This is a genomic window from Bariatricus sp. TF06-38A, from assembly GCF_027690675.1.
GTDB lineage: Bacteria > Bacillota > Clostridia > Lachnospirales > Lachnospiraceae > Allocoprococcus > Allocoprococcus comes.
Window position 1 is genome coordinate 1 of sequence record NZ_JAQFCE010000043.1, and the last position, 11,699, is coordinate 11,699.

The following is an 11,699-nucleotide window of genomic DNA, read 5'->3' on the forward strand; positions in this document are numbered from 1 at the left end:
CAAACCATCACTGCCTACACATACAGTATCTTCTTCTCTCATCACAAACTCTCTCCTTCCCCATAGCAATAATTTACTTCATGATATTTATTTCTTTTATATTTCTCAGTTACTTTACTAGGTGCCACATTTCCGACTCCTGCACAGCCATTTTTACGACCAGATGATGGGTGCTTTTCCGACTCTGTTGCAGCCATCTTTTCAACCGCCTTACTCTCAACCGACTGTACGCCTATCTCATCAGATGGAATTTTTACATATAAATGATTGGGTTTTGAAAATCCACCGGATCTGCGAACCAATAGTCCCACATCATCCAATTCTTTCAATGCTGTTTTTACAGAAGATTTACATTTGCCGATTTGAACAGACAATTCATCTATCGGAAAAATCAGATAAACATTTCCATACTTATCTATCCAGCTATTCTTTCTCGATATCCGCGCCCGGTCATACAAAACCATATAAATAAATTTTGCAGTTTGAGAAATTCGCAGCTTGAGCAAAAACTTCGGAAATTGGAAGTACTGAAGCATCTGCTCAGACTCCTTCATGTATTCATATTTCATTCTTTTCTCGCCTCATTTCTGTTTCTAACTGTTGTAAAAATCATTTTTATGCCGGCTAAAAAATGTTCTTACACTTATACAAAAGATGAAGGGCATAAATACAGCCTCTTGATGAAAAAATTTTTATTTTTTCCTGTCAAAAACACCCTTACACAATACGAAACGCTGAGAGGCATTTTTACAGCCCCCTGAGGAGATTTTTTTTCGTTAACTAAATATTTGAGAACAAAAAAAGCACTCACCTATTCCAGGTGAATGCCTTATCAAAATTTCATTATTTTGTTGTCTGTGACTCTTATCCAGATATGCCTGCATATCTGCTAAAATGTAATTGCCAGCAATTATATTTTCACGTGGGTATGGGGACGTAATCCCCATCAATTCTGCTACTCGTAAGTAATACAAAATTGTCAAAATGACAATACTGTTTTACACGGGTGGATCTTGCTCTTTACAATTTTTTATAACATACTTCTTTCTTTGTCATATATCTCTTTCCTCTGCTCCTACCAATATCTCCGAATCATCCGCAACATATTTTCTCTGCCAACGGGATTCATCGTATGAAGCCTAATTGGATAAAAACGTTCATTCTCCGCTAGCCAATCCAATAATTTAATCCCATCCCCACCATCATAAGCATAATCTCCTAAATCATGATCACAATCAATTAATAAAATGGGTTCCTCCGCTGATTCAATTGTTCTCTTTGCAATATTAACACTTTTGCACCATACATATCCTTCTGGAGCAGGTCGTATATCATCCAGCCATATCTTCATACATTTTCCTTTATAAATAGTCATCTTTTTTCATCTGCTTTCCATCCTATATCCAAATATGATCTATAATGACTACTATTATCATAAATTATTTTTTCTACAGATTCCAGACCAAATTTCTTCATTATTTCATTAATGTATTCTTCACCTATATTGGGATTCATATATAGAATACACAGATTTTTTGAAGTAATTTCAACCCGACCACGAGGATAATAATTATATGAATACCGACATTTTCGAGGCTTTATTTCCTTCCAAATTTTTCTATGCACATAAGAATCTCCCGACTTTGAAATCCCATATTCATATTTTTGCTTGTCAAATGGAACTGCCCAGATTTTTCCGTCTATTAACCAGAATACTCCTTTATGTGGTCTTGCTAACATTTTCGTTTTCCTTTGACATAATCATCCCAATCCAACTCATCTTTCGAAACAATCCTTGCCTTATATAACGGTGATAAATATTGATACACTTCCCTGTGATTAAAGAAATAATCGCCATGTTTCAATGCACCGGTTTCAACCTCACCTTTCGGATTCACATATTCACATTGTATTCCGCAGCAATCATCTCCGACTTCTTTAAGCCGACAATAAAAAGCACCTGGTGCATATGGTCTGCAATCTATAAACAGGACATCTCCCGGCTGATACGGAACAGACAAGTTTAAATCCGGGCACACAGAATGGAACTGCCTCTCTGCCATGCTTCCTAAGAATCCGTTCAGATAATTTAACGATAACTTTTCATGAATAAAATATTGAATCTCACCACCTTTATTCATGATGTATGTGTACATCGGTGATAAAAATTCGTTTTCCTTAATCTCGTTCTTGCCACTAAAATATAATTCAACCCGCCAATATAAAGTTTCCCATATAGGATCCGGATCATTCCAATAATATTCCTGCACTGCCTTTTTCATGTCTTCAAAAGATGTCATAATATATGGGCCATCCATAATATCACTTTTATTATCATCATCATAACCCATCAACTGTATAAGAAAAATCTTTTCACTTTCCATCGTTAAATATCGCACTGCCTGATCCATACACTCGCAGCATAATTTCAGATAATCCATATCCTGTTGCTTTATGTCTGATATTGCTCTCAGCTTATACAATAATCCCTGTTTTCTTTTTAAATCGACTGGTGCTCCGGCAATAATTGACACATAGTCTCTCAACTTCAGTCGTTCTGCATGTTCCATTAAATATACATGCAATTCCGGTGATTCAATTAAATCCAAAATCTCTTGTTTTAATTCTATCGTCATATAAATCTATTCACCACTTTCTCTTATCACATTATTTTCAATTCCATATCTCTCAAGTGCATCGTACACCTTGTGATACACCATCTGATTCGGATAATATCTATAATCAGCAAATATCTTGATACCGTCTTTATAGAAATATTCATGGATAGCCGCCGCACATCCTGAACTTCTGCTTTCGCCATATTCACATTGGCAGATGATATCTTTTCCTTCTTTTTTTGCATTGAAAATAAATTCTGCAAGATCATCTACTTCTGGAAAATATGTCTCGTAAGTCAAATGATATTTCGGCAATACTGCCAGATCAATGTCATGCAGTGCTGCCTGAAATACACAATTCGTTTTCGCCGAATAGTCTACCGGCCTGTATTCCGCATCACGGAATTTTCCTGGCGGATCATAGAAACTGATTACCACTGCATTTTCCGGGAAATCTTTTTCTAATAATTTTTCTATTGATTTTCTTGAATAAATGGATATTTTCAACTTTTTCACTCCAATCTGTGCTTGATAAATAATAGGATATATGATTGTATGGGATAAAAAGGGTACATGGTTCTATACAAAGCAAAAACAGTGCCGAAACACTGTTTTTGCTTTGTATATTCTATAAGTAAATCATTTGCATATTAAAGTTCTGATTTTAATCAATCTATTTTCTAACGTATTTTTCAAGTTATTTATATCATACGCTTCAGACTTTTCAGATTTTTTTTCCTTTTTATCTTCTTCGTCATCGTCTTTAAAAGTCTTTATGAATGACTCTGCCGCCATAATTTTCTGTATTTTAGACCAAACAATAAAATCTAATTGTAATGGAGTAATTGATCTTTCATCACAATATTTCTTTATAACATATGCATAAAATTCGTATGGATATTCTTGTTTTTCACAGCCTTCTTCCCACGTTTGCATAGAACTCCACGAACCCATTGATTCCGCTTTCAACTTCTTCTTTTCACCTTTTTGGGTAAATAAATTTTCTGGTAGTTTTTTATGGTTTTCAGAATACCTCTCAAAATTTGTAAAATCATCTTCCCCAAATTTCCTTTTGAACCATTCCAGACTAAAACTATCTAACGGCATATGACATTTATCAAACTTCTTTTTATATTTTTCTCCACCTTCACATCTATCGCATATGCAATATAAATATTTAAACGCCATATTTATTATTTTTTGGGCCTGACCATATGTAATTCCACCCTTAAGATAATCCTCATAGGATTTTATTAACTGTTTACACCAATCTGAATATTTATTATCAAACTGTTCATCACTATTAAAATAAGTTCCAAGTTCTTGTGCAACCGTTGTTAACGGTTCTCTCATAGGATTTTCCTCTGTATCAGATTTACTTTTATCCCACACTTTTTTTCTCTCTAATAAATCTTCTCCTGCTTGTCCTGCCTCAGTACTCCAATGAAATGTCCGACAAGCATCTAAATACCCTTGATACAGAGTATCTTTATAAACTTTTTCACATTCCCAATCTACTTCAGTCTTATCTGAAAAGTATTCACAGCACGGCTCTTTTTTTATTGTTCCAATAAAATCATCTACCGAATCTTTTATGTCTTTTTCAATCTCTTCTTTTATTTCTTCTTTAGTTTTCTCCATCTTCCGTATCTCCTTCCACAACTCTCACAAGTTCTCCCCACACTTTCACCATCGCATAAGTATCCAACTCGCAGTACTTCAACAAATTATGCCTTGCTTTCTTCTGCTCCTCCGCAGGCATATCTTTTATCCTCGGAAATATCGTCATTGCCTCTGAGCCATTGTGCACACCTTCCAGATTATGATAATTCAATTCCGGATCATCCGGAAATATCGCCGGCAGGACACTTTTAATTGAAAATGAACCTCCCATCGCCCGGTTATAATAATGACCTGCCTGAAATGGATCCAGTAAATCTTTGATATTATCTCTGATATTTAATAAATGCTCAGATAAACTCGGGAACATTCCCGCCAATTCTTTAATTCTGCTGCATTCAAACGACTTATTGTACGCCGTTACACACACATTCATCGGAATATCCCTGCACAAAGCTTCTGCAATTGCCCGCAATGGATTTTCTCCTGATTCTGCCAAAAATTCTTTATGCAATAACGGTGCACCTGCATACTCTATATAATGTAATGAATACTGGAATGGTATCTGCTGATATGGCTTTGTTCCCGGGAACAACGGTATCACTGGTTGCATTGTCTCAAAATCCAAAAAATACAACGGATAAGATAATGTACTTAAAAATTCCCGGATTCCATCAATATTTACATATGTCCCCTTGTCTTCTAACGCAAATTCTATCTGCCTTAATTGCTTTTCATTCTTAATCTTTCCACAGTCTTTTAATTGTCTATAATCAGAATTCCCTTCCCGATAATACTCTAATTTCTTTTTCAACGGCATCCGATATAAGTCAAATACGGACGGAGTTGGTAATTCTTTTGCACAATATTCCCAATACGGACATCCATATGGATCTTTACAGTATAATCCCAGTTCCCGCTCCGGCTCATTCTCTGATTCCAACAATGTATCTTCCTGTAATAAATTCTTCTCTACTTCCCCAATCTCATTTCTCACAAATTCAGACACATCCGTAATTTGAAACAGCCTTTCCAAATCCAATTTTCCATCATATACATAATCGTTATTAATGGAAACTATGTACGTTCCTGTAATCCGCACTCCGCAATGTTCCAGTACGTACTTCTGATAAGCAACGTCTGCCACATATACCGCTTTCATATTTTTCTCATTTACCGTCGAACTTTTTACTTCATATATTGCCCATCCGTCATTTTCTCTTTTCAAAATATCTACCGCACAATAGCACCCCTGATAGGAAAATGATGCTTCACATATGACAGATGTCTCGTGTTCTATTTCCACTTGTGTCCGGTCTGTCATTGCAGGTAAATTTAATTGTCCATTAACAGTCTCTGTTACATCTACCGGCTTTCCAAATAATTCTCTTGCCAGCTTCCCTACTTCTGTTCCCGCTTCCATTCTGGAATCATCTGTGGCATCTTCGGCTTTCTCTTCCGGCTTGTATTTATCCATCCACAACATCTTCGGACATTGCCACAATCTGCAATATTTCGACTTTGAAAAATGATTCTTCATCTCTTATGCCTTTCTTTTAATCTTCATATGCTTCCCACGCTTTTTTCAAGTCATCCCTTAATTTATCTCTTAATCTCTTCGGTTGCAATATCACCACATCCGGCGCATAATTTTTTGCGAACTGCTCCGCTGCACGTTCATTTACATGCACGCTCACAGATACATGCGTATCCGTTTCTTCTGAAAAATTCACCCCTTTTCCAAATAAATCAATCACATCGGATATCATTGCTTTTACGATTCTAAATTTAACAAACGCATTTTCACTGGAATACATATACACATGCTCTTTCATATATTCATTCAGATTCATTGGCTGATGTCCGGACCATTTCAAAGTTTCAAATGGCTTACCTTTTTCCTCAAGAACCTGTATGTTTCGAATCCTGTCTACACGGTAATTCGAGATATCATCATATTTATCATAGTTGCAGATCAGATAATACTTTCCCTCCTGCACAGCCATTTGATACGGTGTAACAACATATTCCCGTACACTTCCATCTTCCCGCTTTTTCAAATGCATCTTCTTATCCGTATGATACTCTGCATATTCAAATAACACTTTCTGCTTTTTGCGAATGGCTTCATCCAATATACTAATATTATAAAACACCTGCTTATTGTCCGTCCGGTCAACCGGCAACGGATAAATGTATTGCGAGCGTGATTTAAAATATATATTAGATAATGATTCTAATTTTGTAATCAATTTTTTTGCCTGGCTATAGGGTATATGCTTTGAAAATAACAGGCTGTCTATTAATAGACGCAATTCTTCATTTGTGAATTTCTGCTTCAAATAAAAATCTGTCCATAACAAATCGTCTTCCGGGATTCCTTTATCCTCCAAATCTAAGCTATCTTCGTCTGATACTACACTCTTTTTTCTGAAAATTTCTTTCCGTGATACTTCTCTATATTCAATACTGCTGCCATATTCAATCAGATTTAAGAGATTTCTCTTTATAGCTTTCCGGTCAACCGGCATTTCATACTCTTTTTTCAAGATATCCTGTATTTCTTTCTGGCTCAGCCTATGTTCTTCATCCGTATATTTCTGTAAGATATCTAAAATATACAAAATCAACAATTTTTTTGTATGTATATCACTCATACTTTTTGCTCTCCGTTCTGCGCAGTTCATATAGTATCATTGTATGCCTACATTTCACAGATTTCAACGGGCATAAAAACGAACAGCAAAATATCATTCAACATCTCATCTCTTGTACATAATTTTCGACTCTATAATTTTGTATAATCCGGCATAACAAGAAATCCGTTTTTATCGTATTGAATTTTATTATTTCCTTCATAAGTATCTATCCATGTCTGAACAGCGGTTTCATATCCTGTCGCCGCTTTAATATTACTGTTATCAATAATTGATGCAATCCAATTTCCATTACATTCCCTCGTCAATATATAGATTAGTTCTTCCTTTTGTTTTGTTGACAACCTTTTAGAATTCTTTTCTGGAACATACTCCGGTTTATCCAATCGAATAAATGCACAATTCTTCAGATTCCATGTATTATCTAAAAATACATGCAGATATGGTACTGCTGTCTTCGTATCATGCTGCTCTACTGCAACCTTAATACTTAACTTTTTACATAGCCTTGGATTTATAAGTGCCAAACAAAGATTGTCCTGCTCACCTTTTGTATTATTCCACATTTATCATTCCTCCACTACGAATTTTTACTAACTATATCTTAATGGATCTAATGGGGCAAAAAAGGTACACAGCTTGTGTTATTACTCATTCCAAATTTCTTTCATTTTCCCTCATGATCATGAGGATTTTTTCGTTCAAATTGTGTGATTATATGCAAAAAGCGTAGGATTTTTCTCCCACGCCTTTATCTATTATTATTTCAACTATTCCGATCCGATCTTCCAAAGGTGTAAATAAGGTGTAAATTCTACGTTTCCATCCAAGAAACCCAATAAAGTCAAGGCTTTTTCCCCCGTTCCTTAAACACTGCCGTGGCAGATAAAGAGCACTTTTATCATGCAATTTTACTTCCTCTCTTATAAATTTAAAATCTCCTATATACCTAATTACTTAATTATATATTTCGTGCCTCTGCCTTTACCTTCAATTGCTATCACACCTTTTTCGCACATATCTTTCAGCAACTTTGTTGTCTTTGATTTTCCAAAAGGTATATATGGTGCAATTTCACTTATTGGTTTCAGCATAGTCTTGCTTAAGAGTTTATAAATTACTTTTTCGTCTCCGGTTAAATTAGCATCCTTTTCAAATAAAGGAAGCACAATTTTTATAGCATTCTCTGACACTTCAAAATCCGGTTTCACCAGACCTTCTGCATACAGTTGTTTTATTCTTGTAATTCCGGTTCCAAATATCTCGACAAATCCTAATCTATAAAACACATTTGCAAGATTTCTGTTTCTTAAAACGGAAAGTTTACCTGACAAATATTCTTCTACTGTTATTCCGGACGGCAATCCACCTGGAGATACAACTTCTACTCTGTCATCAAACATGGAAACTCTGATGTGTGAATCCACATCCCATACCCTATGGATCAGAGCATTCGCAATCGCTTCTCTGAAGGCTGCTTCTGGTATCTTCTCCATCTTCTTTCTGTCAGCACCTTGTATTACTTCATACTGATAGTAATCCCTAAATACAGCAAGTGCCTTTTCATACGCATCCAAAATGGATATATTTTCAACCGTTGTTCTCTTTTGAATAATACTGATATTTTCCCCGAACTTGACAATATCAATTCCCGGAAAATGATTTTTATCCGCCAAAAGACCTGCTGCATTATTAAAACCATTTACATTGTCATACAAGTTCAATGTTCTCAATGTATCTTGATTAAAAGTTTCAATCTGAATACTTTCTTTCAACTTACACTGTAAAACTTCGAAAGACAAATCCTGATCTTTACAAGGTAATTCTTCAAATCTAATATTTTTGCCGTCTAATACAAGTCTTGAAAATTCCAGAGTATCTACCTCTATCGTTGCTGTATCATTTCGTTTGTATGCTTTTGATTTATATAAATATGGTTTCTGAAAGCCACTGGTTACAGTGAGTTTTATCATCTGATCATTATTCTGTATTTCAAGTGTATAGTTCGGTTGAGGCGAAATACTGTCATTGATTTTATTTTCGATATCCAGACACGCCTGCTTTACATCCGGCAAGCCTTTTACATTTCCATCATCATCTACTCCAAAAAGAATTGTTCCACCATCGTAATTCGAAAAGGCACTGACTGTTTTTAAAAAAGTATTCGTAATCGTTTCTTTGAACTCTAATATTCTCGTTTCACGCATAATGATCGCATCCTTTCCAACTTCATTGATTATATTATATGCATAAATGCACGAAAAAACAATCGTAAATTTTTGTGATTGTTTTATGGCTATTTTTTCAATTCTCTCTGGTGGAATTGATTCAAGTAATTCACTTGCTTGATCCCTTGTAAGTTTTAATTCTTCTCTTCTTGAAAAATATCTCCTGCTATGTAGCTTGATGACTCAAATCTCACGAATTGGCTCTTTGTCATTTCCGATGCGCTACTAATTCGATTCTCGTAACATCAAATTTCTTTATACGAGCACCCTGATCTGGATCATACAATTCCACAACTCCTTCAGCGTCGCCAGACACAACATCCGCATACGGAAACACCGGCTTCATCCAAACGCTCTTTCAAAAGTCGGTTTTCATCCTCCAATGCCTGTATCCTGGATTGTAATGAATTAATTAAATCTGAATATTGCTATGTCGGTTCGTTCATCGCTATCACACTCCCATTTCCCCATAACCTCTATCTTCTCGTATTTTCCGGTTTCCGAATCAATAACAATCATCGCAGATTCTCCAATCTGTCTTCCGTCTCCATAGGTAGAGAACACATCTGTCGATATGATGCTTTCTTTTTCAAATATCTTCTCCACCGGAGTGTGCCCTACCACCTGTTTGTAGGTATCTGGCCTAAATATCTCTCTGGTCTCGTACTGTGGTCTGAACCATAAGGGTGATTCGTCATTCCAGAGGAAATCATGAGAAGCATCGTTCACCGCTGCAATGACATCATCTATCTCGGCATCCAACAAATCCTCGTCTAACCATTTCAGGAAATCAGCCGTAAGCCCTCCATGTGAGAAAAGCACATTGTCAATCCGATGCATTATGTCGATCTGTGTTGGACTCTTAAGGCTGTTCTCAAGTTCTTCAAACTTTGATATAACCATCCTCTCAGCATAAGGAGAATACCCGGTCTCAAGTCTGCCCCACGGGTAGCTAACATCATGATTACCATAACACCAGAGAGTATCCGGATAGTCCACAGCAAATGTGATTGCCTGGTCAAATGTTTCCTTATATTGCTCTATCTGAAATTCCATATTCCAATCATCCGGAATATCCATTAGGCATACAGCCCGATCTGCCTTACCGTCTTTTAAAATTTTCTCTGCCCTGTCGAATATCCATGTTTTCAGATGAATATCCGGTATTACAAGTACTCGCATAACTCCATCTCCTAAAATTGAAACACAAACTTATATTAGTTTAGTACCATTATAATTCCTCCAACAGTTTCTCAATACTCATTTCTATTCTTTCGTCTTCGTTACCTCTGAATGTACATACAAGTGAAACAAGATCAACACATCCTTCCTTTGCGAAATAGGAAGGATTGTATTTCCATAATTGTACTTTCAAGCAGTCATCCGGATCTTCAGATCTGGCATCCACAATTTCCAACTGATCAACAACTTCCTCACCCTTGTAGATTGCGCGTTCCTCTATTCTAGGTGGATTTAGTTCTGACACTTGACTAAGTGCACTTTCTCCTGCGACAAATGATTCAAAGGTTGCTTCACATCGCATAATTGTAATCACTTTCTGCACCGGATTAATCAAATATGCTTTTGCCTTTTCATAATACTCTTTGCGTGAATAATTCCTTTTAATGGAAATCTCTGTTCCTGATTTAAGCTGCTCAATAAGACCCATTTTCTCCAATTGCGCCGTCGCTCTTGTAACAGATGTTTTTGTAAGATTCAACTTATTCGCAACCTCGCTTTTTAATGCTGATTCCTCATCATTCATATATAGCAATTCAAGAAACACCATCTGTGTTGCCGGCATCATCTTGTCCACTTTAACAAGATGCTTTCTATAAACATCCTGCAACACTATTCCCATAAATGGTAAGAATACATTTCCCGGTAGATCCACAAACGGAACTCCGATTTTCACCAGAGCATTCCTCATGGACACACTGTTTAATGTCACTTGAAATACAACCGGGCACTGCAATGCTTCCTCATACTTTACTTTCTGTTTTTTCATTGCTGCAACACTTAGCTCCGTTTCCTTCATAACATCTATTATGGCAAAGCTAACACCATATATTTCAACCATCATAATATCACGCATAGTCATAAAGATCGGCAATGGCAATTTATTCTTGTATTCTGCTATTTTTACTTTGCAGCCGAAATACTGCTCTAATTGATTTTTCATCCGGCGTCTCCTTGTAACATATTTTTATGTATAATAACATATTTTCTGTTATTATACAATGTTTTATGTTATTATATTGTAACATCTTGGTTTTTATGCAAACGAAAAGGGGCTGTGAAATAAGTCCCTAAAAGAAATAGGACCATTCGTTCATGCGAAACATCCTATTTTTGTGGTACAATTAACCTGCGATGAAAACTTTACACAATAATTATTGTAATTCAAAACAAGGATATTTACCACTGTTTCTTTCAGATTATTTGGATCTGCTGGATCCTGTTTTAACATTTGACAGATTGATGGGCGGAATCGATTTAAACAAGTATCTGACGGATATTCCGGAGTATACAACCGGACGACTCAGATATAATCCAGTCAACATGTTAAAAACAGT

At 35.9% G+C, this 11,699-nt stretch carries 13 protein-coding genes and 1 pseudogene; 1 reads left to right on the forward strand and 13 read right to left on the reverse strand.

The features are described 5' to 3' along the window. Positions 1-41: 41 nt before the first annotated feature. The 13 genes from PG418_RS18500 to PG418_RS18560 all read right to left on the reverse strand — a co-directional run bounded on the left by PG418_RS18500 (position 42) and on the right by PG418_RS18560 (position 11,305). Positions 42-569, reverse strand: a complete 528-nt coding sequence (locus tag PG418_RS18500; protein WP_498837844.1) for a replication initiator protein A — start codon at positions 567-569, stop codon at positions 42-44. Positions 570-1,075: 506 nt separating this feature from the next. Beyond that, positions 1,076-1,375, reverse strand: coding sequence for a cyclic-phosphate processing receiver domain-containing protein (locus PG418_RS18505; protein ID WP_270475434.1), 300 nt, complete (start codon positions 1,373-1,375; stop codon positions 1,076-1,078). Further along, complete coding sequence (locus tag PG418_RS18510; RefSeq protein WP_270475435.1) at positions 1,372-1,740, reverse strand: hypothetical protein; 369 nt, start codon at positions 1,738-1,740, stop codon at positions 1,372-1,374. The genes PG418_RS18505 and PG418_RS18510 overlap by 4 nt, the downstream gene beginning before the upstream one ends. Next, positions 1,734-2,636 carry a hypothetical protein gene (locus PG418_RS18515; protein WP_498837845.1) on the reverse strand — a complete coding sequence of 301 codons (903 nt, stop codon included), beginning with the start codon at positions 2,634-2,636 and terminating at the stop codon, positions 1,734-1,736. Before PG418_RS18515 ends, PG418_RS18510 begins: the two co-directional genes overlap by 7 nt. Before the next feature lie 6 nt (positions 2,637-2,642). Then, positions 2,643-3,134 carry a hypothetical protein gene (locus tag PG418_RS18520; RefSeq protein WP_498837846.1) on the reverse strand — a complete coding sequence of 164 codons (492 nt, stop codon included), beginning with the start codon at positions 3,132-3,134 and terminating at the stop codon, positions 2,643-2,645. Positions 3,135-3,257: 123 nt separating this feature from the next. Next, positions 3,258-4,259, reverse strand: a complete 1,002-nt coding sequence (locus PG418_RS18525; RefSeq protein ID WP_498837847.1) for a hypothetical protein — start codon at positions 4,257-4,259, stop codon at positions 3,258-3,260. Next, positions 4,246-5,715, reverse strand: coding sequence for a DUF2779 domain-containing protein (locus PG418_RS18530; RefSeq protein ID WP_498837848.1), 1,470 nt, complete (start codon positions 5,713-5,715; stop codon positions 4,246-4,248). Before PG418_RS18530 ends, PG418_RS18525 begins: the two co-directional genes overlap by 14 nt. Before the next feature lie 79 nt (positions 5,716-5,794). Beyond that, a complete protein-coding gene (locus PG418_RS18535) occupies positions 5,795-6,895 on the reverse strand; it encodes a helix-turn-helix transcriptional regulator (RefSeq protein ID WP_498837849.1) in 1,101 nt (366 codons plus the stop codon). Between the two features lie 131 nt (positions 6,896-7,026). Next, positions 7,027-7,461 carry a hypothetical protein gene (locus tag PG418_RS18540; protein WP_498837850.1) on the reverse strand — a complete coding sequence of 145 codons (435 nt, stop codon included), beginning with the start codon at positions 7,459-7,461 and terminating at the stop codon, positions 7,027-7,029. Positions 7,462-7,848: 387 nt separating this feature from the next. After that, positions 7,849-9,102 carry an ATP-binding protein gene (locus PG418_RS18545; RefSeq protein ID WP_055158071.1) on the reverse strand — a complete coding sequence of 418 codons (1,254 nt, stop codon included), beginning with the start codon at positions 9,100-9,102 and terminating at the stop codon, positions 7,849-7,851. 229 nt (positions 9,103-9,331) lie between these two features. Next, the gene (locus PG418_RS18550) at positions 9,332-9,469 is read right to left on the reverse strand and encodes a hypothetical protein (protein WP_498837851.1); all 138 of its coding nucleotides are present in this window, start codon (positions 9,467-9,469) and stop codon (positions 9,332-9,334) included. 62 nt (positions 9,470-9,531) lie between these two features. After that, on the reverse strand, positions 9,532-10,305 hold the full coding sequence (locus tag PG418_RS18555) for a metallophosphoesterase (RefSeq protein ID WP_055158073.1): 774 nt from the start codon (positions 10,303-10,305) through the stop codon (positions 9,532-9,534). A 49-nt stretch (positions 10,306-10,354) separates the two neighbouring features. Continuing rightward, the gene (locus tag PG418_RS18560; RefSeq protein WP_055158075.1) at positions 10,355-11,305 is read right to left on the reverse strand and encodes a MarR family transcriptional regulator; all 951 of its coding nucleotides are present in this window, start codon (positions 11,303-11,305) and stop codon (positions 10,355-10,357) included. 191 nt (positions 11,306-11,496) lie between these two features. On the opposite strand from PG418_RS18560, the pseudogene PG418_RS18565 reads away from it, so the two are divergent. Further along, positions 11,497-11,699: pseudogene (locus PG418_RS18565) on the forward strand (transposase); the annotation flags it as partial.